This is a genomic window from Dysgonomonas sp. UBA7630 (genome assembly GCF_002483985.1).
Lineage (GTDB): Bacteria > Bacteroidota > Bacteroidia > Bacteroidales > Dysgonomonadaceae > Dysgonomonas.
The window spans coordinates 1-23,203 of the sequence record NZ_DLIY01000023.1 but is presented as its reverse complement, the minus strand read 5'-3'; the positions used below and the strand labels follow the sequence as shown (position 1 = coordinate 23,203).

Sequence of the window (23,203 nt, the reverse complement as noted above, 5' to 3'; positions counted from 1 at the left end):
ATAACTATGGATTATTCATTTTTACAACATTATTGGTGGTTCCTTATATGCCTGATCGGGGGGATATTTGCATTCCTCTTGTTTGTTCAGGGTGGACAGTCGATGCTTTTCTCATTAGCTAAAGACGAAAAGGAACGCATGATATTGGTAAATGCATTAGGCCGTAAATGGGAATATACATTTACTACCCTTGTGACATTTGGAGGTGCATTGTTTGCATCCTTTCCATTGTTCTACTCTACCAGCTTTGGTGGTGCATATTGGGTATGGATGGCTATTTTATTCTGCTTTGTATTGCAGGCTGTATCATACGAATTTCAGTCGAAACCGGGCAATGTATTTGGGCGTAATACTTACAGATGGTTCTTGTTTTGCAACGGACTATTAGGTACTTTTCTTGTAGGTGCGGCATTAGCCACATTCTTTACAGGATCAGATTTCACGGTGAATAAAGGAAATATGACAGATGTTTTGAATCCTGTTATCAGCCGTTGGGGGAGTGAATGGCACGGACTTGAGGCTCTTGCTGACGCTCGTTGCTGGTTACTAGGATTGACAGTGTTTTTTCTTGCCCGTACATTGGCGTGCCTGTTCTTTATCAACCGTCTTCAAGATGCTACTTTAGTAAGTCGTTCCAGAAAATATTTATTACTTAATGCTATTCCTTTTGTTGTGTTCTTCCTTGCATTTGTTATATGGACGTTCTTAGCAAAAGGTTATGCTGTAGATCCTGTGACAAAAGTTGTGGAGCTTGTGCAATACAAATATTTCTTAAACATGATAGAAATGCCAATCGTAGGGATTGTATTCCTTGTTGGGGTTCTGCTGGTACTGTTTGGTATTGGTAAAACATTATTAAGTAAGGAATATCATTCCGGTATTTGGTTTAGTGGCGTGGGTACAGTGCTAACAGTATGTATGTTGTTGCTTATTACAGGCTTTAACAATACTGCTTACTATCCATCTTCTACAGATCATCAGAGTTCCCTGACTATCGAAAATTCTTCATCGAGTGAGTTTACCCTTACTGTGATGAGTGTAGTTTCTTTATTTGTTCCATTTGTATTAGGATATATTATCTATGCTTGGAACTCTTTAGAGAAGAAAAAATTCGATGTCAAAGATTTCAAAGACGACGGACATGTGTATTAATATTGTATAGATATAATATAGATAAAATGGATGCCATTATAAATGGCATCCATTTTTTTATAAAGCTGAAGGAGATTAGTCTTGTAAAAAAAGAGAATTTGTAAGCTTTTATATATTTTATTTATCTTAAAATTGAAATTATATTTTCAATTTTCTATCAATCTATTAAATATTTTATCAAAATATTCAATTTGTCTAAAATGTGTAAATATTCAGATACTTATAACTATTCGTAAATATTAGATTGAATGAACATTTGATCTGATTATTTTGTTTATAATATCGAATCAAATAGTGAACATGTTTACACTCCGTCAAATAGAAGACGCTCATTCTAAAGTTAAGAGTGGTGCTGATTTTCCTCAGTATATCCGCGATCTTATTGCCATGGGGGTATCAAGTTATTCTATTTATGTAAATGATGGTCATGCCGAATACGTCGGCAATGATGGACACATAGTTTTGTCGGAGGCTGAATATGAAAAATTACATATAATATCTGATACTGATATTATAAAATTTAAGGAGTATCTGAGAGCACATCAACAAGGTAAGACCAATTACTTTACTTTTTGTGAGAATTCGGCAGAAACAGGTATTTATAAATGGGAAATAGATACAGCAAATAAGACTTGTATTTACTATGACTCATTTGGGAACTTTGTCCTAGAAGAAAAAATACCAATATGAGAATTATTCTGAGCTCTGTTACTCTTATTAGATCTTAAAGAAGAACTAAAACTTATAACCACTAAAAGAACAAAAATAATGATATAAATCTATTTATCTATTTCATTCTTATATATTATGCGTAATTAAAAAACTGGAGAATGAAATTCAGGTATTCTATACTATGTATTAACTGATCGCAGTAGTACCCTTACTCATCAAAATAATTTTTTCAAAAAAATTAATTATTCAAAGTGAGAATTGAGAAGAATATCTATAATAGTCGGACTTTCCAACCTTTTCAATTTGACTCCGTATTCTACTATTTACCTATTAGAATACGGAGATTTAATATCTATACCTTTCTTATAATTAACTAAAAACATTGACTTATATACTTTTCTGGTGGTAGGATCGTTTATATTACGTAATTTTCCGAATAAAACGTATTAAATGTTTCTTATTGCTAGAATTCTGAAGTATTGTAAATTTATATTTCTTCTAATATTTTTATTAACTCCTTTTATAATCCGGGCTCAGGTAGATAGCACATACATTCAACCGTATGAGCATGAGCTGTCTCTGAAACCTCATGTATATTATAAATATACTTCACTAACTCATGAGATAGATGATAATAATGAAATAACCTATATGCCCAATAGTCCTGTGAGTTTGGGACTAGGCATCACGTACAAAAATTATTCTATAAGTGGGGGATATGGGTTTGGATTTATGCGCGATAAGGATCGGGGAAAGACGGCGATATTTGACTTTCAATATCATTACTATGGAAGAAAATTTATCGCTGATGTTTTTTTTCAACGATATAAAGGTTTTTATACTGAGCAAAATGATGAGGTATTTACTCTGTATCCCGATATAAGTATCATTCAATATGGAGTGTTTGGACAGTATGTATTCAATAATAAGAAATTTTCTTATAAAGCAGCATTTAACCAAAGTGAAAAGCAACTCAAATCTGCCGGAAGCTGGCAATTGGGTAGAGGAATATACTACAATCAAATACGCTCTGATAGTACATTACAGCTAAATCTGCATAAGAGATTAAGAAACTATCAATTGAATGTTAGTGGAGGATATGTTTATAATTGGATAATCAGTAAAAACTTTTATTTATCGGGAGGAGTTTCGGTTGGTTTAAATATAGGAACGGAGAATCTGACCTCTTTCAAAAAAGTTGAAATCTCCCCATCCGTATTTCCTCGTATATCTATGGGATACAATGCGGAGGATTGGTCTATTGGTTTGTCTGTGGTTGTGAATCAGATATATGTTGCTAATTCTAAGCTGTTGAGGATGACTTTAAATACAGAAACTATGCAGATGAGCTACACTAAACGATTTAGTGTTGCTCCTAAATTTGTGAAGAAAATAAAATATATCAATTAATACCTGAAACTATAATATATAAAAAAAGCTCCTTAGTAATAAGGAGCTTTTTTATGATCTCTAAATGCTGTTTTTTTATTAATAACGAGCTTCTACTGCATTCCAGTCTATAATCTTCCAAAGCTCGGCAAGATGGTCTGCACGACGGTTTTGGTAGTCTAGATAATATGCATGTTCCCACACGTCAAAGCCCAATAGTGGAGTTAATCCTTTTGTTATCGGATTTCCTGCATTCGGTTCTTTTGTTATTTGTAGTTTTCCTGCATTATCTTTTGCAAGCCATACCCATCCAGAACCAAATACACCTGTACCGGCTGTAACAAATTCTTTCTTGAAGTTTTCGAAAGATCCCCACTCAGCATTGATCGCTTCGGCAAGTTTACCTTTAGGTTCTCCGCCACCGTTAGGGCTGAATGAAAGGAAATATATGTTGTGGTTCAATGTCTGGCCGGCATTGTTAAAGATAGCTCCATCGCTTTCTTTTACGATTGTTTCTAGATCTGCATTTTCAAACTTAGTACCTTGAATCAGATTGTTCAGATTTGTAATATAAGTCTGAAGGTGTTTACCATAATGTAATTCAATTGTTTGTTGACCAATTACAGGTTCTAGAGCATTTGTTGCATAAGGCAACTTTGGTAATTCAAATTTCATAGTTCTTGTTTTTTGATTGTTATTATTTATATTTTGTGCGTTTACAGAGCTGATTATCAGTCCTGAGAGCATTATACACGTGAATAAAATCTTTTTCATATATAGTGTTCTTTATCGTTGTATATAATATGTAAACAATTGTCCTCCGTATTTGTTTATTACAGAACTCTAGATTTGCTATCGATTGTTTTTAACAGATTATTGTTAAAATCTATAAGCATTGAGTAATAATAGGTTTAATATAAAATTACTGGTATAAAATAGAAATATGTTTTCAGAATTAATCTGTACTTTTGCTTACAGAAAAAATGAAAACCTAAAGTTATGCTTTTTTTAGAATCATCATCCATTTTATCGGAAGTAATCGAGGATAATCATCAGCTGATACCTGTTGTTAATCGTTTTGGAATCAAGCTCGGACTTGGTGACAAAAGTATAGGTGAGATATGCGATTCGGTTGGAGTAAATACAGAATTTTTTCTTGTAATACTGAATACTTTTCTTAACGAAGATTATTTTCCTCAAAAGAAGCTTCAGAAGTTCGATATTCAGCTTGTCATTAAATATTTGAAGCAGACAGATGCGTATCTGATTCATGGGCAGTTATACAACTTCGAGAAGCATCTGAAAGCTTTCATCGGTATGAGCGACCCCAACAATGCTCAAATGAAACTCATCAGTAGACTGTTCTCCGAATTTAAAGAGGAATTAATGGTTCAGATAGAGCAAGGAATGGTAAATGGAGATGCTCCTCTCGCCTTGTTGACCGATCTTAAGAGTATTATAATAAAGCATATATCGGGTAATTTTAATGAGAATATGTGTTATGCTGTTATATTTACAATAGACAGCTTTCAGAAAGATCTGGAGAAGCATAATCGCATAAGAGAAAAGGTGCTGAAACCAATGATTGACGAATTGTCCGAATCGGGAATTGAAGACTTGCAAGAACTTTTTGTTAGCGGACGCATTACGCGTGATAACAAAAGACAGCCTCTATCTGAACGAGAACTGGATGTCCTTCGTCTCATAGCATTAGGCTTTTTAAATAAAGAGGTGGCAGATAAGCTGAATATAAGCTTGAACACAGTGCTTTCGCACAGAAAAAATATAACAGCTAAGCTGGGAATAAAAACAGTTTCGGGACTTATCTTCTATTGTATAACACATGGCTATATTTCAGCCGATGAAATTGAATTATAGAGAATTGTATGGAAAAGAAAAACAGGTATTTATCGTTTGAGCTTATTTTTGCTCTGCTTTTTATTATAGCTTTCTTTCTTCCCTGGCTCGATAAGTGGGGTGTTAAAATTGTGGGATGGGATGTGCCCGATTTACAAAAAAAGATAACGAAGGCTACCAACTTTATTAAGTTCTTTTCAAAAAACAAGGAGTGGATATATAGTACCCATGTGGTGTATTTAGTGCCTTTGTTTAGTGTAATTACAATTGGTTTTTGGATTATGCTAAGACAAAAAACGGCAAGAGTCCTTTTACTAATAACAAGCATATTTGCTTTTATTGTTTCTCTGAACTTGTTCTATAAATTGCCGGGGGCGGGGAGTGGCGTATATTTGTTGTGTGCTGCTTCTATCTTATCGATAATTTATCTGGTTGTTGTTTTCCGAAGCAAGAAAGAAAATAAGACAGACTTGATTGAGAATACTCCTGAGATTGATGGAAAAGAAATAGAATAAAACTGTTACGATATAAAAAAATAGCTCCGATTTATATTCGGAGCTATTTTTTTATATAACTAAAGTTCTTATTTTGTTATACGTTCAAGCCACTTCAGTATAAACAACATAGTAAACATTGATATAGAACAAGCAGCAACAAATACTACCCATGTAGCCCAGATAGGGATGTTTTCGTATAATATTGCACCAATAAATAATAATTGATTACCTAGTGCTGTAGCTCCTAACCAGCATCCCTGCATGATACCTTGATATTGAGGAGGTGCTACTTTAGATACAAATGAGATACCCAAAGGACTGATAAATAATTCAGCAATCGTTAATATTAAATACGTTCCTATCAAAAGGAATGGAGTTACCCGTGCCGAGTCTGCCAGACCGCCCATTGCCTTTACTGCTGAGTTTGCAGGTAGATCTAACGATCCAATAGTCATGACAACATAAGCTAAAGCAGCAATACCCATCCCTATTGCAATCTTTTTAGGTGCAGAAGGTTCTTTTCCTCTAGCTCTTAGCCATCCAAATATAGCTAATACAACAGGTGTAAGGAATACTACAAACAGAGGATTGAATGATTGGAACAATTCAGCACCTTCTAATGTAACCAAGCCAAAGAGGTTGAGATTCATCTTACTCAGATCGGTATAATCATTTGCAAAATATGTAAGCGTAAGACCATTTTGATGGAATGAGAACCAAAAGAATATAACAACAGCAAATACTGCGAATAAGGCATACAAACGTTGTTTAACTTCGTTAGAGTCCATTTCTTTTTCTACAGTGGCATCAGCTGATGTGCTTGCGGCTTTTACTTTTAATGCCGGATCTGGGAATCGTTTTTTGTTGATTGAATATATCGTAAACGAAATTAACATCGCTACAATAGCAATACCAAATGCATAATGGAATCCTGTGTTGAATACGTTTAGGTATTCGTTAGCAAATGTAGTTAGATTGGTCGGTGCTCCGTTTAAGCTAACCTGAGGAGCCAATGTGCTTAATCGGGTTGCAGCTTCGCCGGAAAGTGATCCTTCTAAATGTTGGTGGCAAAGAGCCGGTAGGTCTGAGTTGTATGAAAATCCATTGATTTTTAACCACCAATTTCTTATGCCTACAGCAATTAGCGGAGCAAAGATAGCACCGACATTGATAAACATATAAAATAGAGAAAAACCGGAATCCCGCATTTTTCCATATTGTGGGTTATCATACATTTGCCCTACTAATGCCTGTAAGTTTCCTTTGAATAAACCATTTCCGAAGGCTATCACAAACAGCCCGAAACAAGTAAGGATAATGAATGGCCAAAAACTAGATACAGGTGTTGGGGTAGGGATTGCAATGATCATATAACCGATTGCCATTAATACTATACCTACCTGAATTGTACTTTTATACTTTTTTGTTTTATCGGCTATAAGCCCTCCAATAAGTGCAAAAGCATAGATACAGAAATAAAATACAGAATAAATTATCCCTGCATGTGTTTTGTCTAATCCGAACTTCGACATCAGGAACAGAGTTAAAATAGCCATCATAATATAGAAGCCGAAACGTTCTCCCATATTTGATAATGATGCAGCTATTAAACCTTTAGGATGATTTTTAAACATACGATCGTATTTAAGATTAATATTATTATATTTTTTTAGATTTTGAGTGGACTAAACTTAAAGCAGTACAAATATAACCAAACATAGTTTAAAATCTTCTAGCCTTAGTATATTAAATAACATAAAACGCCAGAATATTTGTACTTTATGAGAATAAGATAGTCTTATTTTTATATACCAATATGCGCCGTTTCAGGTGACTTTCTATGGCATGAGAGAGTACAATCTTTTCCAAGTCCTGACCTTTGCGTACCAGATTCTCAACGCTGTCACGGTGAGTGATACGTGTAATATCCTGTTCTATAATCGGCCCCGCATCAAGCTCGGTTGTTACATAGTGGCTTGTTGCCCCTATTATTTTTACTCCTCGTTCGTAAGCCGCATGATATGGTCTTGCACCTACAAAGGCGGGTAAAAAGGAATGGTGTATATTGATTATTTTGTTTGGATATGACTCAATAAACTTATCGGTCAGTATCTGCATATAGCGAGCTAAAACAATAAAGTCGATCTTCTTTTCTTCTAAGAGAACGAGTTGTTTTGCTTCTATTTCGTCCTTATTGTCTTTGTTGAGCTTTAGTACATGATATTCAATGCCAAAGCGTTCTGCTACCCATCGTAGGTCTTCGTGATTGCTGATGATGAGAGGTATCTCTACTTTCCATTCTCCGGCCGTGTAGCGAGCCAGTATATCAAAAAGGCAATGCGACATTTTGGAAACAAAAACGGCCATACGCGGTGTATGGTCGTTAAAGTATAACCTGAATGTCATGTTATACTTGTTCGCATATAGGGTTTGGAAGTAATCGCTCATTTTCTCCTTTGGAATAATGAAGTTTGCAAGATCCCATTCTATACGCATGAAGAACGTATTTTCCTGTTTATCTACATGTTGCTCCAGATTGATGATATTTCCACCGTTTATATTGATAAAGTCGGTAACTGCAGCTACCAGTCCCGGACGATCGGGCGATGAAATAAGGATAATTGCGTGTGCGTTGTTATTCATATAATGATGTTAATCTTCTTCGATTACAAGATTGTCGATAATAAACTCTTGTCTTTCGGGTGTATTCTTGCCCATATAGAAGTTGAGCATGTTGCTTACCGAGTCTTCTTTTTTCATCGATACACGGTCGAGGCGAATATCTTTTCCTATGAAATGAACGAATTCATCGGGAGATATTTCCCCCAATCCTTTAAATCGTGTTATCTCCGGATTCGAACCCAGTTTTTTGATTGCATTCAGTCGCTCCTCTTCTGTATAGCAATAGATTGTTTCTTTCTTGTTCCGTACACGGAAGAGTGGTGTTTGAAGAATATATACATGATTTTTCTTTATCAGATCGGGGAAGAACTGTAAGAAGAATGTGAGTAACAACAAGCGTATATGCATCCCGTCGGTGTCGGCATCGGTTGCAATAATTATTTTGTTGTAGCGTAATCCATCCAATCCGTCTTCTATATTTAAAGCTGCCTGTAGAAGATTGAACTCTTCATTTTCGTAGACGATCTTCTTTGTTAACCCAAAGCTGTTTAGTGGTTTACCTCGTAGGCTGAATACAGCTTGCAGATTTGGATTGCGGCTTTTTGTAATCGATCCACTCGCAGAGTCTCCCTCGGTGATAAATATGCTTGTTTCATCCAAATTGTCTCCTTTGGTATCATTGTAATGTATACGGCAGTCGCGTAACTTCTTATTGTGCAGGTTTGCTTTCTTGGCACGTTCGCGAGCAAGTTTTGTTACACCGGCAATAGCTTTACGCTCTTTTTCCGATTCCAGAATTTTTTTCAATAAAGCTTCTGAAGTATCTGCATGCTTATGTAAATAGTTGTCCAGTTCTTTCTTTAAGAAATCACCGATAAACTTCTGAACAGAAGGACCTCCCGGCCCCATATCTTTAGATCCGAGTTTAGTCTTTGTTTGCGATTCAAAAACCGGTTCTTCTACTTTTACACTGATTGCCGCAACTATTCCGCTACGTATATCTGCGTAATCGAAATTCTTGTTATAGAACTCTTTTATCACGCGAGATAATGATTCACGAAAAGCCGACTGGTGTGTTCCCCCTTGTGTTGTATGCTGTCCATTCACAAATGAGTAATATTCTTCTCCATACTGATCGGTATGTGTGATCACGACCTCTATATCTGCCTCCTTCATGTGGATGATAGGGTATAAAGGCTCGGAAGTCATATACTCATTAAGCAAATCTACAAGACCATTTTTGGAGTGGAATTTCTTTCCGTTATATGTTATTGTTAACCCTGTATTGAGGAATACATAATTTTTAAGAAGGCTTTCTACATAGTCGTCCCTAAAGGCGTATCCTGTGAAAATTGTAGGATCCGGAATAAATTCGATAAGAGTACCATTCTCATCATTTGTAGGGTGTATTGCTTCTTCCTTTTCTACAATGGCTCTGCAGTATTCTACAGAGGTTGTTTGACCATCACGATAACTTTGGATAAGGAAAAAAGAAGACAATGCATTTACCGCCTTTATACCAACACCATTCAACCCCACAGACTTCTTAAAAGCTTTGGAGTCATATTTAGCGCCGGTGTTCATTCTCGAAGAAACGTCTTTTACTTTTCCCAATGGCACACCACGTCCGTGGTCGCGTACTTTGACAACGCCGTCGGCGATAGAGACGTCGATATTTTTGCCAAATCCCATCATATATTCGTCAATAGAGTTGTCCAGCACCTCTTTGAGAAGTACATATATACCATCATCGGCAGATGAACCGTCACCTAATTTTCCTATATACATACCCGGACGACGGCGGATATGTTCCTGCCAGTCGAGGGTTTTTATATCATCGTCAGAATAATTTATTTCGGGTAGTACTATCTTTTCTTCTTCCATATAATCTTTTGGTACTCTTTAAGTAAATGCGGTGTAAAAATATAAAAAAAAATTGGGAACAAAAAGTCTTAAATTTCCCCATTTCATCTTATTTTTTTATTTAATAGATATTTAGTCTGTGTATTATTTGTTAAGCCGCATCTTTTATTATTTTAGGTTATCATTCACTCTCTTCAACATGTTTTTTGTTATATGCCATTAGTGAATTGATATAATCACTGTTGAAAGAAATAATACGAATATTGGCTTTACGAAAAGCGTAATATACAGACCTGTCCCATTCACCTTTAGGCGTAAGCGGCGTAAGGAATATGGATTTCTTGGTCGAGTCTAATATTTTACCTATCCAGCATTGGTTCTCATCCCTGTTGTCTATCTGGAAAACAATATGTTTGTCTTCAAGCCATTTGAAAAGAGAGTCTATCGATAAGTGAGGTATATCTATGTATGGTACAATGTCTGTTTTATCAGAAGCTTTCAGCACCTTTTCGGTAAACATCTCTTTTTCGGTTCTGTGTATAGATGTTATATATTTTTTATTAATGAGCATATAACCATCCACAATATAATCAGAAAAAATACTGCTGATCAGTACCCAATCTTCTCCTTCAACGAGGAGAATGCCCGATTCTAATCGTTTTCTGTCTTTTATCTTAAATGAATAGAAAACACCTTTGTTTATATGTATTTGCATAAGAGCCATTTTATTGCTTGAAGATACGGCATTTTTATCATTTCTGATTATATTTATCTAAATTAGATAAAGGTTGTTACTCCCTTCATTAGTGTGTTAAAATTGATCTGTAATTACCCAAAGTGACACGGTAGAAACTGTGTAATATGTGTTACTTTTGTTACCTTTTGTCGTATCTTTGTAAGAGCTAATATAATATTGAACAAATACAGGAGATTATGAAAAAAGTAGCTATACTCGGTGTTGATATCCAAAATGATTTTACCTTACCAACAGGAGAGCTGTTTGTGAAAGGTGCGGATGCCGACGTGAAACGTATGGCTGATTTTATATTAAAGAATCAGGAGCAAATCTCTTATATAGCACTTACATTGGATTCTCATCAACCGATTCATATTGCACATCAATGCTATTGGAAAGGAGAGCTAGGCAATCGTCCGGCTTTATTTTCTTCGATAACGGCTTCTGATGTAAGAAAAGGAGTTTGGATACCTCAATTTAATAAAGAAAAGGCTCTTCCTTATCTTGAGCAACTGGAGGCTAAGGGCGGTGTTTGCACCATATGGCCTATGCATTGTATATTGGGTACAGAGGGGTGGGCAATCAATAAGGCTTTGACAGACAGCCTGACCCAGTGGGCTATTGATAATGCACATTCGTATGAGTTGTTCTATAAAGGATATTCGCAATCAACAGAACATTATAGTATTTTTAGAGCGGCCGTAGAGTGGGAGAATGAGGTGGGAACCCACTTGAATAGAACCTTGTTGTCGGTACTGAATGCTTTCGATGAAGTGTTGTTGATGGGTGAAGCGGCAGACTATTGTGTTGCAAGCTCTTTGAATGATATTCTCGATGAAAGCGATGAGTTGGCAAAGAAAGTTACTGTTCTCACAGATTGCATGTCTTGGATAAATCCGGGTAATGAAAATGCCAAGACTATTTTTGATAAAGCGAAAAAGCAGGGAGTAAGATTTGTATTATCAACGGAATATGTTTTTGAGTGATGCTCTATCGGGGGCTAGTCTTTTTCTGAAGTTTGTTTGTCAATAAAAATCTTTTTGGCCACTTTTCCAACTACTCTTGTTGTTATCGCATCGTATGAACCGCCTACCACGCCACCCAATACCGGCACGGCCTTACCTAGGGAGGTAACACTCTTTTGCCCTGTTTTGCTCGCTATATTGATACTCACTTTCTCTGCTATTTTGGTTGCGAGCCTTTCTCCGGCTTTTACGCTCATATCTTTCAGTAATTCTTTGGCTCCGTTGCCTACCATACATATATAAATTAGCGACTTTACCCTGTCTTCGCGAATATCGTGGCCTCCCATGTATGCTATGGCTGCAATCATTCGTATCTGAACATAAATTACACTGGCTATATTGGCCGGCACCGTCAGCGGCATTATCATAACTCCTCCCAGTCCTGTCACAAAACCGCTTGTCGCAGCTTTGGCTACTTGCCATTTGATAAGAGAGTCTACCTGATCTTCGAGTGAACCTTTTTGTGCGAGGTAGCTATTACCCAGATCGTATGCCGAGTCTACTCCGGTAAATCCGCTTACGGCTTTAGAGTAAGCCCAGTCGAGTGTTTTTGCTATTATGCCTTTGTTGACTTGTGTATTTTGTCGCTTTGTCATTCTTGTTGTGATTTACGCTGCAAGATAAAAATAAAAAGAATAAAGCGTCTCATTTTCTGGAAATGAAACGCTTTATAATAAATGAAATCAATTAATTCTTTTTCAATAACTGATCTAAATCGTTGGGCGAAAGATTCATTGCCATAATTACTCCGTTTTCATCGATTAAGTAATTCTTAAATCCTTTCCTCAATTGGTAATGATTGTATAAGCTTGAATAAGCATCGTTTTTTGCTATAAACTGATACTTCGCATCTATGCGATCCATAGTCAGCGTTCTTTCAAATACAGATTCATTCTTGTCGAAAGATACTGACACCATTCTCACAGGATACTTTTTGTTCTCTATTACATTTGCAAAAAGTACATTGTCCTTGTGTGAAGGGGCGTCATAAGCAGCCCAGAAATTTACCAATATTTTTTGACCTTTCAGATCAGACAGGTTCATTTTTGTCCCTGATTTGTTTTCTAAATTCTTGATATCAGGGAACAGGTTTCCCGGATAAATACCTTCCGAAGAAAGCCCAGAAGTTCTTGTTGTATTCGATGATAAGCCGATTAAAGCAATACCTACAAACAAGAAATACTTCGCATACTTCATAAAATAATTATTTGGTTACCACTAAAGCCTTATCCCAATGCCTCACAGAAATAGAATATGGCCCTCCCAATTTTTGGGATACAAAACAAATTATACTACGCTTAGCATATCCTTGTTTTGATTTTCGGCTGCAAAGGTAAAGTCTTTTTGTTAAATACAGAAATATATTAACTGTAATTTGATGTTTTATAATGTTAATTCACTTTAAATCAGATACTTGATTGTTGGTTTGTGTGGTAGCGTAGTTGTTTTAAGCTATCGCTTTCAATTAAAATAGACTATTGTGTATTTTTTTGATAAAAATAGAGCTTGATTGTAAATATATGTGTAAATCTGAAATGAAGGCTCAAAAATTTTTGTACTTTTGCATCTTGGTTACGGCTAATATTTATAAATAAGGTACTAATATGAAAGTTCAAAAATTTGGAAGTGCATCTATAGCTACTGTTGACAAAATAAAAGAAGTGGCTGATATTGTAGCGAAGGATAATGGCAATATTGTTGTGTTATCTTCTATGCGTGGCACGGCCGAAGCTTTGACTGAGATATCCGATTACCTATATAAAAAGAACCAAGAAGGAGCAATAGAAATAATAAATGGGCTCGAAAAGCAATATGTAGAACTGGTTGATTCTCTTTTCGAGAACGAAGAGTCTAAAAAACTGGCGCATGAGCTTTTGACTTCCAAGTTTGATTATATCCGTACATTTACCAAAGACTTGTTCACACTCTTCGAAGAGCGTGTGGTGTTGGCTCAAGGTGAATTGATAAGCTCCGAACTATTCCATCTGTATCTGTTGGATAAGAAAGTAAATGCTGTATTGATCCCTGCGCTACAGTTTATGCGCACAGATAAAAACTCAACACCCGATCCTGTATATATTAAGGAGAAACTATCAGCATTGCTTGAAGAGTCTAAAGGTGCTGATTTGTATATCACACAAGGCTATATTTGTAAAAATGCTTATGGTGAAATAGATGACTTGCGTAAGGGTGGGAGTGATTTCAGTGCATCATTGATAGGTGTAGCTGCAAATGCCGAAGAGATAGAAATCTGGGCCGATGTAGACACTATGCAGAACAACGATCCGCGTTATGTAAAAACAACAACGCCTATCCGTCAGCTGAATTTTGATGAGGCGGCAGAACTTGCATACTTTGGGACTAAGATACTTCACCCATCAAGTATTCTCCCTGCTAAACTTGCTGATATTCCTGTTCGCTTAAAGAATACGCAATATCCTGATGCGGCAGGTACGCTTATATCTAACAAAACAGAGTCAAATGTGATAAAGGCGGTAGGTGCAAGAGATAATATTACTGCGATAAAGATAAAGTCGGGGAAAATGTTGCTTGCCCATGGATTTTTACGTAAAATAGCAGAAGTTTTCGAAAACTATCAGACATCACTGGATATGTTGGCAACTTCGGAGGTAGGAGTATCATTGACAATCGATGACGATCGTAACCTTCAGGCCATTGTAGATGATCTCAAAAAATATGGAACTGTATCTGTAGATCCTGATATGGTAATTGTATCAGTGATCGGCGACTTGGAATCGCAAGACTCAGGAATATCGGTAGATATTATGGGGGCTATGAAAGAAATTCCGGTGAGGATGTTGTCTTACGGAGGAAGCAGATATAACTTTTCGTTCCTTATATATAAAAAAGATAAAGAGAGAACACTTCAAATATTAAATGATAAATTGTTTAATTAATTTTTCTAATTTCAAATGACAAAAGGAAATTTTCCTGTTGATAAACTGAAAGGTATAGAGACACCTTTTTACTATTACGATACAGACTTGTTGAAAAGAACACTGAAAATCGTAAAAGAAGAAACTAAAAAATATGGATTTATTCAACACTATGCCATAAAAGCAAACGCTAATCGCAGGATATTGGAATTGATTGCCTCAGAAGGCTTTGGTGCCGATTGCGTAAGCGGAAATGAAGTGAAGGCAGCAATAACAGCAGGATTTCCTGCGTCGAAGATTGTTTTTGCCGGTGTTGGGAAAACCGATAAAGAAATAAATTTGGCCTTAGACCTCAATATCTTCTGCTTTAATGTAGAGTCGATGCCTGAGCTCGTTGTTTTAAATGAGTTGGCAGCCAAGAAAGGTAAAACAGCGCAAGTAGCTCTTCGTATCAATCCGAATGTAGATGCGCACACTCACGAATATATCACTACTGGGCTAAATGAAAATAAGTTTGGATTCAGTATGGCTCACCTTGATAATGCAATTGAGGTACTCAAGTCGTTGAAGAATCTTAAGCTTATCGGAATTCACTTTCATATAGGTTCACAAATCGAAGATGTGCATACATTCGACCCTTTGTGTGAGCGTATAAACGAACTACAGGACTTGTTTGAAGCTAAAGGGATGAAGCTTGAAAATATAAATGTCGGCGGAGGTTTTGGTATAGACTATGAAGATCCCGATGCAAATCCGATTTCTGATTTTCAACGCTACTTTGAGTTATTTCATAAAGGACTAAAGTTGAGAGACGGCCAAGTTGTTCACTTCGAATTGGGAAGAGCCATTGTTGCTCAGTGCGGTTCGTTGGTGACCAAAGTTACTTATGTAAAACACGGCGAAAGCAAAACCTTTGTTATCGTAGATGCAGGTATGACAGACCTTATACGTCCGGCTCTTTATCAGGCTTATCATAAGGTGGAAAATATATCTTCCGATTTACCTATACATAAGTATGACGTTGTAGGGCCTATTTGCGAATCATCGGATGTGTTTGTAAAAGACTACGAACTGAACGAGTCTAAAAGAGGAGATTTGTTGGTGTTACGTTCTGCCGGAGCATACGGTGAAATAATGGCATCTCAATACAATTGCAGAGATATCCCTAAATCTTATTTCTCTGATAAAATTTAATAATGTACGTTATCATATAATGTTTCAAGGGTCGTACTACGGTATGACTCTTGTATCGTTTAAAGGCCTTTCATAATACACACTATAGGAATGACTGAAATACTATCATCTTTCGAATTTAATCTGACTGAGATTGTTGGGTTCTCTGTCTTTGTTCTTTTATTTATAATACAGTTATTTTATTACTTTCTGTATTATAGAAAGCCATATAGAAGGGCTGTAAAAGATGCTGAGGATACAGGTAAAGCAACTCAGCTTATGCAGAAAGTATCGGTCATTATTGTCTCCGAGAATGAGGTAGATAGTTTGTCGGAGAACTTACCAGTTGTACTAGAACAAGAATTTTTTGATTATGAGGTGATTGTGGTCAATAACGGATCTACCGATGAAAGTGATGTGTTGTTAAGATCATTAGAGCTGCGTTATCCTAATTTATACCATACCTATCTTCCTTATTCGAATGATAAAAAGATGGATAGGCGTAAATTGGCTTTGACGATAGGTGTTAAAGCCGCAACGGGAGATATTCTGCTTTTTACCGAGCCTTATTGTAAGCCTGTATCCAAGAACTGGATTTCTTCGATGGTCAATGAATTGTCTTCCGATAAAGATGTTGTGTTGGGGTATTCGTGCTTCAAAGAGAACAAGAAGTTCTTCAATCGTTTAGCTCGATTCGATAACTTACTATTTAGTATGCAGTGTATATGTTCTGTCTTGAATAAAAAACCATATATAGGCAATTATCGCAATCTTCTTTTTCGTAAGCATTTATTCTTTGATCATAAAGGATATGCTTCACTATTGAACATAGAGAGTGGGGAAGACCTCTTTATAAGCCGTATTATGGACGACTCAAATACATCTGTTTCTCTAGTGCAAGATAGCTTTATGGAAACAGATATAGAAGGCTTATCTCTGTGGCGACAAATAAAAAGATCGTTCTGCTCTATACGTCCATATCTGAATAAGCGAGTGACGGCATTGTTTTCGCTTGAAGCAATTACCCGTAGTGCTTTTTATTTATTGTTTATTGCCTTAGTGGTATATAGTATATTTTTTAGCCAGTGGGCTTTGCTCGGACTTTCTGTTTTCTTGTTCTTGCTAAGATTAACGACTCAATTGATTATCCTGAACAAATCTTCTCAATACTTTTTCTCGGGGAAATTCTATTTTTCTCTTCCGCTTCTGGATATAATTCAGCCTTTGTATAATATGCGCTTCAGAGGTAGACGATTCAAATAGTATCGTAAAGATGTTAATTTGATATTTTTGCTTTTAATCGGGAGAAAGGCTTGTTTATCTTTTCTTCCCATATAAGCCAGAGGATAAATATAACACCATCATAATATATCCATGTGAATATATCGCGGTGGAACACATTGAACCAGTCTTTGTAGAACTGGTAATAATTTTCTCTCGTGTTACTCCATGTACGGTTATTGTACCATTCGTTTACTGATATAAACCACTCGGGAAATGGATCTTTTATAATATAGAAGATAAAAATAAGGCGGAGGATATTTACAATCAAAAGAATAAGCAATGCCATGGGCAAATACCACAATTTCTTCTTTATCGGCCCGAAGTAAAATGTGAGAATAAATGTGAACATGAATAGCTGTTTCAGGCCCGTACAGCCCCAAACTATATCGATGGGTATAGAGCCTTCAAACTGAAGTACAGTGCCATTGATGAAAAAATTATGATTGCCTAAAACATCATGAATCAACCAGAAAATTGTTTCGGCAGTCCATAAACAAAAACCTTCGGTGTATCGAGTGAGGTCTTTACCCAATACCAATAGTATTTTTTCATCATCTCCTATATGGACAAAAAGCTTCCATATGAATTCGAATATCAGGAAAAGTGCCAAGAACCAGATGATGTCCTTAAACGGTTCTAGTTTTTGATAATACTTATTGTTTATGAAGTTTTTATCTCGTATTCTCATTATTTTTCAAGTCACTCACAAAGGTATCAAAATAAGGATAATTAACCTTTTTAAGGCAAAAAAAATATGACATTTTATTTAAAAACTCGCTTAACTAAGTTTTTTTAATTTACTTTGCACAAATTTGATTAAGATCTGAAGAGACTTTGTGACTGGATTATAGAATTATGGCATATACTATATTTATATTTTAACTTTCATAGTATATTTTCTTTCGAACCATAAAAAATCCAAGATAATTTATCCTCTATAAATAATAAAGTGTTCGTTTTTTTGTTATAGAATGGTGAATTATAGTTTGACAAGAACAGATGTAATTTTCATCGGGATATAATACTCCCGATAGAGTAAAGATAAATTGTATATTATATTTTATAATGTTGAAGAGAAAAGTACTTCTTTTATTTGCCGTTTCGGCTATTATGGTATGCTCAATAGAGGCACAAACAAATTCCCCTTACAGTAGGTATGGTTATGGAGTTCTGAGAGATCAGTATGTAGGTGCGTCTAAAGCGATGGGAGGCATCGGATATGGTTTGCGTAATAGTCAAAGTGCGAACCCTCTCAATCCGGCTTCGTATTCGAGAGTAGACTCTCTTACATTTTTATTTGATATGGGAGTGTCATTTAATAAGGGTAAGCTTAGTGACGGCACAAATTCAGATTCTCATTACAGCGGAGGATTGGATTATATCACAATCTTAGTACCACTCAAAAAGGGACTTGGTATGAGTTTTGGAGTTATTCCTTTTTCTTCTGTAGGATATAAATTCGGATCAACAGAGACTGCAAGCGGTGGTACTACTGTAACTTATACAAAATCGTTCACCGGATCGGGCGGCCTAAGCCAGGTTTATGGAGGACTAGGTTACTCTACTCCATTGAAAGGATTCTCTGTAGGAGCAAATGCGTCTTTTCTTTTTGGTACGATGAACCATACAAGAAGTCTTCCTTCGGTAGGTTCTAGTGGTACAAATAGTTATACTTCCACCGATTATACCGAACTGTCTATAAAGTCCGCTAAATTTGATATTGGTGTTCAATATGAATTCCCTGTTTCGAAGAAAGATGTCTTTACAGTCGGTGCTGTATATTCTCCTAAGATAAACTCAAAAGCAGATTATACAAATTATCATTATGAACTGAATGTAGCAGGAGGTATTGCCAGCGGTGACACCATTACTCAGAATGGAATCAGTGCAGGTCTTCCTGAAACATATGGAGCCGGATTTACTTGGAAACGTAACGAAAGGCTTGTTGTGGGAGCTGATATTACCTACCAGAAATGGGATGGAGTGAAATACTCTTCACTCATGGGAGATGAACTGTCCGACAGTGAACGTTTCAATAATAGATGGAGGTACAATGTAGGTGCCGAATATATGATTGATCCGTATGACAGAAGTTTCTTCAAAAAAATAAAATTCAGAGGAGGGCTTAACTATAGTAATTCTTATTTGAATGTAACCGAAGCCTCTACGAAAAAGGTAGAAGGATATAAAGAATATGGTGCAACCCTTGGATTTGGTTTCCCGATAAGGGATAATCTGGGAGGAAGGGTTTCATATATTAATTTAAACTTCGAATATAAGAAGATTAAGCCACAGATTAAAACCATGATTGCCGAAGAATATTTTGGAGTTTCTCTAAATGTGAATATTAATGAGTTCTGGTTCTTCCGTAAGAAAATTGACTAACAAAATATAACTCTATATTCAGCCTCAATAATACATTGGGGCTACTTGTTTTTTAAATGCAACAGTTAAAGACACGACAGAATCTATCGGTTGTAACAGTATTTTTATCTGTTATGGCTTTCTTTTTTATATCCTGTAAAGAAGAAGTAAAGAGTACTGTCGACCTCCATTATGATGCTGATAAGGTTCCCTCTTTGAATACGGATAGTGTAACCATGCTAATATCCGATTCGGGGCTCATACGATATAAAGTGATTGCTAAAACATGGGAAATATTCGACAGGGCGAAAGACCCCCACTGGTTTTTCCCTGACGGCCTTTATGTTGAGCAATTCGATACTATCTTTAGCATAGTTGCTACTGTAAAGGCTGATACAGCTTGGAACTTTACAAGTAAAAAGCTATGGCAACTGAAAGGACATGTTGTGATACGTAATAAGTTAGGAGAGACTTTTAAGAGCGAAGAATTATTTTGGGATCAGCGTCAGCAGAAAGTGTATTCAAAGAAATATGTAGAAGTTTTCAGACCTGATAAAATGACTTTGCACGGTATGGGTGGGTTTGAGGCAAATCAACAAATGACAGAATATCGATTCTGGAATGTGAAAGACTCACCAATAACATACAATGAAGATCAAGAAGCGAATGCAGATGATCAAAACAATGAGGAAAAGAAAGAATAGTTATTCAATTATGAATGAAATTCAATCTCAATTTATTATCTTCGTGCGCAAAAAGTTATAAATTGTAAATAAAATAACTAATAATATAAAATAATAATTTATTTAAATGGCTGCTTTACAGAAAATTAGAAGCAAATCGAGTCTCTTGATCGGAGTTATCGCTCTCGGACTATTGGCATTCGTCCTCCCTTGGAGCGAAATATCTTCTTTTATAAACAAAAGTAAGGATAAAGCATTCACTGTAGATGGTGAAGTTGTTACAACTAAGCAGTATGCAGATAGGATTGCGCAGTGGGAACATTTTCAGAAAATAATGTCTGGACAGAACTCATTGGACGAAAATGCTACTTTGCAAATTCGCGAAATGGTTTACCAACAAATGGTGAAAGAGATTATTCTCGACAAGCAGGCTGCTCAACTTGGCTTAAATGTGACCAAAGAAGAATTGAATGATATGGTTACAGGGCCTAACGTAGCTCCGATACTACATCAGATACCATTCTTCGTTAATCCTCAAACAGGTAAATTCGAAAGAGCGGCTTTAAATCAGTTCATACAAACTATCTCTCAGGATGATACTAATTTGCCTGAGAATCAAAGAGCTGAAATACAGGCAAGGAGAGAAATCTGGACATTTATCCAGAATATGATGAAATATCAACGTCTCGAAGAAAAATATTCAGCTATAGTTGCAGGTATTGTGATTCCTACAGCCACAGAAGCTAAATCGGCTTTTGATGACTCTAAGACACAAGCCAGCATCTCGTATGTTGTACAAAAATATACTTCTATCGCAGACTCTTTAGTTGCTAAGGATGTAACAGATAAGGATATTAAAGCGTTATACGATCAACGTAAAAACAACTTTAAGCTTGAATCTGAATTACGTAAGATCTCTTACTTTGTAAAAGATGTTGTTCCGAGTGATGAAGATTATGCTGCTGTAGAAAAAGAAATCAATGCTATTCATGATAAATTTGTAGCAACAGATAATCCTGGATTACTTGTTAATGAATATTCAAACAATCAGTATGTAGATGCATTTATCTCGGTAAATACTTTACCTGCAGATATGAAAGAATTTGCTCAAACAGCTACAATTGGTCAAGTAAACGGACCTGAACGTAACGAGCAATCATATATAATGTATAAGCTGGTTGACAGAACTTCTGCTGCCGACTCTGTCAAACTACAGATGATTCCATTACCTCAGGGCTTGGAGCAGGCTACTGCAACTCATATTTCAGATAGTTTGCTAAATGTAATTAAAGGAGGTAAAGATTTTTCTGCTCTAGCAAATGAGTTGATGCCGGGATCAAATGGCGGTAATATTGGCTGGGCTACAGAAATGGCTTTGGCTAGTGCCGGTGGAGATTTGATCAAAAAATGCTTCGGAGCAGCTAAAGGCGATGTTTTTAATGTGTCAATAAATGGTCAGACACAAATCGTACGTGTTGAAGATAAAACCAATCCTGTTGCAAAAGTTAAGATTGCACTTATACAAATGCCGGTGATTGTTAGTGATAAGACTCAAAACTCGGTAGATAACGAGTTGAACCAATTTGTTGCTGAAAACGGAAATGTTCAGAATTTCGATAATGCTGCATTAACTAAAGGGTATAATATTATATCAAATGCAGTTGTTTCTCCGTCTGATATGTTATTGGGGCAGGTCGCAGGTTCTCGTCAAGTTATATCTTGGGCTTTCAATAATAAAGTTGGGTCTGTGAAGAAATTTGATAATCTTACAAACAAGAGAATAATTGCTGTAGTTAAGAATGAAATAAGCGGTGATTATATGCCGGTATCAGAAGTTTCAGCAATGTTGAAAGCTGAATTGATTAATGATAAAAAGGCAGAAAAAATAATTGCTGATCTGAAAGCTAAAAACTTGACTTCTCTCGATGGATATGCTCAAGCTATAGCAGGTAGAGTTGATACTGTAAACTTTGTTACTTTCCAAACGAATAATATCTCGGGTGTTGGTTACGAGCCGTTGTTGAACGTATATGCAAAACATGGGCAAGTAAACAAGCTGGAAGCTCCTAAGAAAGGTAAATCGGGAGTGTACGTGATAGATGTAACAAGTAAGACTGAAAATACAGCGACATTCGACCCGGCACAGTCAAAACAAATGATACGTCAAAGCAACATGTATCAATTGATGTCTCAGGCAATGTTGGTTCTGAAAGAGAAAATGAATGTAAAAGACAACAGGGTTGCATTCTGGTAATTATTAAAACTTAAATTATAAAAAATCCCTTATAGTTATAACTATAGGGGATTTTGTGTTTTTATCTAATTATTATATGACAAAAAAAGAACGATACGAACGTGTGATAGACTGGTTTGATAAAAATATGCCGGTTGTGGATACCGAACTCCACTACGATAGCCCATTTCATCTTTTGATTGCAGTAATACTATCTGCTCAATGCACCGACAAGAGGGTTAATATGGTTACTCCTGCGCTTTTTGAAGCATTTCCAACCCCCGAGGTTTTGGCAGTATCTTCTCCGGATGATGTTTATGAATATATCAAAAGCATTTCATACCCCAATAACAAGGCGAAGAATCTTGTTGGGATGGCAAAGAAGGTTATGGCTGATTTTAACGGCCAAATTCCCGATACTTTGGAGGAGTTGGAGTCAATACCCGGGGTTGGGCGCAAAACTGCCAATGTAATGCTTATAGTCGCTTTTGATAAGCCGGCTATGCCTGTTGATACGCATGTGTTCAGAGTGTCTAATAGGATAGGATTGACTGATAATTCAAAAAATCCGGCTCAAACAGAACGGGAATTGATAAAATATATCCCTTCTCGATATTTATCGAAAGCACATCATTGGCTGATATTACATGGCAGATATGTATGCTTGGCTCGTAAGCCAAAATGTGAAGAATGTGGATTGACGCCATTTTGCAAATACTTCACAAAAAAATAAATTTTGATTAAGTTATTTTGTTT

General features: G+C 36.1%; 21 protein-coding genes. 13 read left to right on the top strand and 8 right to left on the bottom strand.

Annotated features, from left to right (window positions below; genetic code table 11):
• Positions 1-6: 6 nt before the first annotated feature.
• The 3 genes from cydB (at position 7) to B3P17_RS10010 (ending at position 3,234) form a co-directional block, all read left to right on the top strand.
• Positions 7-1,152 carry a cytochrome d ubiquinol oxidase subunit II gene (gene cydB, locus B3P17_RS10020; protein WP_252638063.1) on the top strand — a complete coding sequence of 382 codons (1,146 nt, stop codon included), beginning with the start codon at positions 7-9 and terminating at the stop codon, positions 1,150-1,152.
• A gap of 300 nt (positions 1,153-1,452) precedes the next feature.
• The gene (locus B3P17_RS10015; protein WP_252638062.1) at positions 1,453-1,842 is read left to right on the top strand and encodes a DUF1398 domain-containing protein; all 390 of its coding nucleotides are present in this window, start codon (positions 1,453-1,455) and stop codon (positions 1,840-1,842) included.
• A 432-nt stretch (positions 1,843-2,274) separates the two neighbouring features.
• Positions 2,275-3,234, top strand: a complete 960-nt coding sequence (locus B3P17_RS10010; protein ID WP_291105334.1) for a DUF4421 domain-containing protein — start codon at positions 2,275-2,277, stop codon at positions 3,232-3,234.
• A 78-nt stretch (positions 3,235-3,312) separates the two neighbouring features.
• On the opposite strand, the gene B3P17_RS10005 is transcribed toward B3P17_RS10010, so the two are convergent.
• Positions 3,313-3,888 carry a superoxide dismutase gene (locus B3P17_RS10005; protein ID WP_185091201.1) on the bottom strand — a complete coding sequence of 192 codons (576 nt, stop codon included), beginning with the start codon at positions 3,886-3,888 and terminating at the stop codon, positions 3,313-3,315.
• Between the two features lie 324 nt (positions 3,889-4,212).
• Between B3P17_RS10005 and B3P17_RS10000 the strand changes: the two genes are divergently transcribed.
• Positions 4,213-5,091 carry a helix-turn-helix transcriptional regulator gene (locus B3P17_RS10000; RefSeq protein WP_135105255.1) on the top strand — a complete coding sequence of 293 codons (879 nt, stop codon included), beginning with the start codon at positions 4,213-4,215 and terminating at the stop codon, positions 5,089-5,091.
• Positions 5,092-5,099: 8 nt separating this feature from the next.
• The gene (locus B3P17_RS09995) at positions 5,100-5,585 is read left to right on the top strand and encodes a hypothetical protein (protein ID WP_252638060.1); all 486 of its coding nucleotides are present in this window, start codon (positions 5,100-5,102) and stop codon (positions 5,583-5,585) included.
• Between the two features lie 68 nt (positions 5,586-5,653).
• Here B3P17_RS09995 and B3P17_RS09990 read toward each other — a convergent pair whose 3' ends face one another.
• The 4 genes from B3P17_RS09990 to B3P17_RS09975 all read right to left on the bottom strand — a co-directional run bounded on the left by B3P17_RS09990 (position 5,654) and on the right by B3P17_RS09975 (position 10,767).
• Positions 5,654-7,201 carry a peptide MFS transporter gene (locus tag B3P17_RS09990; protein WP_252638059.1) on the bottom strand — a complete coding sequence of 516 codons (1,548 nt, stop codon included), beginning with the start codon at positions 7,199-7,201 and terminating at the stop codon, positions 5,654-5,656.
• Positions 7,202-7,346: 145 nt separating this feature from the next.
• Positions 7,347-8,210 (bottom strand): formyltetrahydrofolate deformylase, encoded by an 864-nt coding sequence (purU, locus tag B3P17_RS09985; protein WP_252638058.1) that lies wholly within the window; start codon positions 8,208-8,210, stop codon positions 7,347-7,349.
• Positions 8,211-8,219: 9 nt separating this feature from the next.
• A complete protein-coding gene (locus B3P17_RS09980) occupies positions 8,220-10,073 on the bottom strand; it encodes a DNA topoisomerase IV subunit B (RefSeq protein WP_252638057.1) in 1,854 nt (617 codons plus the stop codon).
• A 160-nt stretch (positions 10,074-10,233) separates the two neighbouring features.
• Positions 10,234-10,767, bottom strand: a complete 534-nt coding sequence (locus tag B3P17_RS09975; RefSeq protein ID WP_252638056.1) for a hypothetical protein — start codon at positions 10,765-10,767, stop codon at positions 10,234-10,236.
• A gap of 218 nt (positions 10,768-10,985) precedes the next feature.
• Between B3P17_RS09975 and B3P17_RS09970 the strand changes: the two genes are divergently transcribed.
• A complete protein-coding gene (locus tag B3P17_RS09970) occupies positions 10,986-11,774 on the top strand; it encodes a hypothetical protein (protein WP_252638055.1) in 789 nt (262 codons plus the stop codon).
• Positions 11,775-11,788: 14 nt separating this feature from the next.
• Here the strand turns inward: B3P17_RS09970 and B3P17_RS09965 are convergent, their stop codons facing one another.
• Entirely contained in the window at positions 11,789-12,409 is a 621-nt protein-coding gene (locus B3P17_RS09965) for an EcsC family protein (RefSeq protein ID WP_252638054.1), read from the bottom strand.
• Positions 12,410-12,500: 91 nt separating this feature from the next.
• Positions 12,501-13,010 (bottom strand): peroxiredoxin family protein, encoded by a 510-nt coding sequence (locus tag B3P17_RS09960; protein WP_252638053.1) that lies wholly within the window; start codon positions 13,008-13,010, stop codon positions 12,501-12,503.
• Between the two features lie 407 nt (positions 13,011-13,417).
• Between B3P17_RS09960 and B3P17_RS09955 the strand changes: the two genes are divergently transcribed.
• From B3P17_RS09955 to B3P17_RS09945, 3 genes are all read left to right on the top strand, one after another.
• Positions 13,418-14,731, top strand: coding sequence for an aspartate kinase (locus tag B3P17_RS09955; protein WP_252638052.1), 1,314 nt, complete (start codon positions 13,418-13,420; stop codon positions 14,729-14,731).
• A 15-nt stretch (positions 14,732-14,746) separates the two neighbouring features.
• The gene (gene lysA, locus B3P17_RS09950; RefSeq protein WP_252638051.1) at positions 14,747-15,904 is read left to right on the top strand and encodes a diaminopimelate decarboxylase; all 1,158 of its coding nucleotides are present in this window, start codon (positions 14,747-14,749) and stop codon (positions 15,902-15,904) included.
• Between the two features lie 90 nt (positions 15,905-15,994).
• Positions 15,995-17,146, top strand: a complete 1,152-nt coding sequence (locus tag B3P17_RS09945) for a glycosyltransferase family 2 protein (RefSeq protein WP_291105327.1) — start codon at positions 15,995-15,997, stop codon at positions 17,144-17,146.
• Positions 17,147-17,159: 13 nt separating this feature from the next.
• Here B3P17_RS09945 and B3P17_RS09940 read toward each other — a convergent pair whose 3' ends face one another.
• Positions 17,160-17,855 carry an archaeosortase/exosortase family protein gene (locus B3P17_RS09940; RefSeq protein WP_252638049.1) on the bottom strand — a complete coding sequence of 232 codons (696 nt, stop codon included), beginning with the start codon at positions 17,853-17,855 and terminating at the stop codon, positions 17,160-17,162.
• Between the two features lie 377 nt (positions 17,856-18,232).
• Here B3P17_RS09940 and B3P17_RS09935 point away from each other — a divergent pair, with 377 nt between their 5' ends.
• The 4 genes from B3P17_RS09935 (at position 18,233) to nth (ending at position 23,180) form a co-directional block, all read left to right on the top strand.
• Complete coding sequence (locus tag B3P17_RS09935) at positions 18,233-19,552, top strand: OmpP1/FadL family transporter (RefSeq protein WP_252638048.1); 1,320 nt, start codon at positions 18,233-18,235, stop codon at positions 19,550-19,552.
• 56 nt (positions 19,553-19,608) lie between these two features.
• Positions 19,609-20,235: an LPS export ABC transporter periplasmic protein LptC gene (gene lptC / locus B3P17_RS09930; RefSeq protein ID WP_252638047.1), complete on the top strand. Its 627-nt coding sequence runs from the start codon at positions 19,609-19,611 to the stop codon at positions 20,233-20,235.
• Positions 20,236-20,341: 106 nt separating this feature from the next.
• Positions 20,342-22,468 (top strand): peptidylprolyl isomerase, encoded by a 2,127-nt coding sequence (locus B3P17_RS09925; RefSeq protein WP_291105325.1) that lies wholly within the window; start codon positions 20,342-20,344, stop codon positions 22,466-22,468.
• Between the two features lie 76 nt (positions 22,469-22,544).
• Entirely contained in the window at positions 22,545-23,180 is a 636-nt protein-coding gene (gene nth, locus B3P17_RS09920; RefSeq protein WP_252638046.1) for an endonuclease III, read from the top strand.
• Positions 23,181-23,203 lie beyond the last annotated feature (23 nt).

Coding starts and splice junctions, on each gene's coding strand:
- cydB (WP_252638063.1), top strand. CDS start 7: ATGGATTATTCATTTTTACAACATTATTGGTGGTTCCTTATATGCCTG.
- B3P17_RS10015 (WP_252638062.1), top strand. CDS start 1,453: ATGTTTACACTCCGTCAAATAGAAGACGCTCATTCTAAAGTTAAGAGT.
- B3P17_RS10010 (WP_291105334.1), top strand. CDS start 2,275: ATGTTTCTTATTGCTAGAATTCTGAAGTATTGTAAATTTATATTTCTT.
- B3P17_RS10005 (WP_185091201.1), bottom strand. CDS start 3,888: ATGAAATTTGAATTACCAAAGTTGCCTTATGCAACAAATGCTCTAGAA.
- B3P17_RS10000 (WP_135105255.1), top strand. CDS start 4,213: ATGCTTTTTTTAGAATCATCATCCATTTTATCGGAAGTAATCGAGGAT.
- B3P17_RS09995 (WP_252638060.1), top strand. CDS start 5,100: ATGGAAAAGAAAAACAGGTATTTATCGTTTGAGCTTATTTTTGCTCTG.
- B3P17_RS09990 (WP_252638059.1), bottom strand. CDS start 7,201: ATGTTTAAAAATCATCCTAAAGGTTTAATAGCTGCATCATTATCAAAT.
- purU (WP_252638058.1), bottom strand. CDS start 8,210: ATGAATAACAACGCACACGCAATTATCCTTATTTCATCGCCCGATCGT.
- B3P17_RS09980 (WP_252638057.1), bottom strand. CDS start 10,073: ATGGAAGAAGAAAAGATAGTACTACCCGAAATAAATTATTCTGACGAT.
- B3P17_RS09975 (WP_252638056.1), bottom strand. CDS start 10,767: ATGCAAATACATATAAACAAAGGTGTTTTCTATTCATTTAAGATAAAA.
- B3P17_RS09970 (WP_252638055.1), top strand. CDS start 10,986: ATGAAAAAAGTAGCTATACTCGGTGTTGATATCCAAAATGATTTTACC.
- B3P17_RS09965 (WP_252638054.1), bottom strand. CDS start 12,409: ATGACAAAGCGACAAAATACACAAGTCAACAAAGGCATAATAGCAAAA.
- B3P17_RS09960 (WP_252638053.1), bottom strand. CDS start 13,010: ATGAAGTATGCGAAGTATTTCTTGTTTGTAGGTATTGCTTTAATCGGC.
- B3P17_RS09955 (WP_252638052.1), top strand. CDS start 13,418: ATGAAAGTTCAAAAATTTGGAAGTGCATCTATAGCTACTGTTGACAAA.
- lysA (WP_252638051.1), top strand. CDS start 14,747: ATGACAAAAGGAAATTTTCCTGTTGATAAACTGAAAGGTATAGAGACA.
- B3P17_RS09945 (WP_291105327.1), top strand. CDS start 15,995: ATGACTGAAATACTATCATCTTTCGAATTTAATCTGACTGAGATTGTT.
- B3P17_RS09940 (WP_252638049.1), bottom strand. CDS start 17,855: ATGAGAATACGAGATAAAAACTTCATAAACAATAAGTATTATCAAAAA.
- B3P17_RS09935 (WP_252638048.1), top strand. CDS start 18,233: ATGTTGAAGAGAAAAGTACTTCTTTTATTTGCCGTTTCGGCTATTATG.
- lptC (WP_252638047.1), top strand. CDS start 19,609: ATGCAACAGTTAAAGACACGACAGAATCTATCGGTTGTAACAGTATTT.
- B3P17_RS09925 (WP_291105325.1), top strand. CDS start 20,342: ATGGCTGCTTTACAGAAAATTAGAAGCAAATCGAGTCTCTTGATCGGA.
- nth (WP_252638046.1), top strand. CDS start 22,545: ATGACAAAAAAAGAACGATACGAACGTGTGATAGACTGGTTTGATAAA.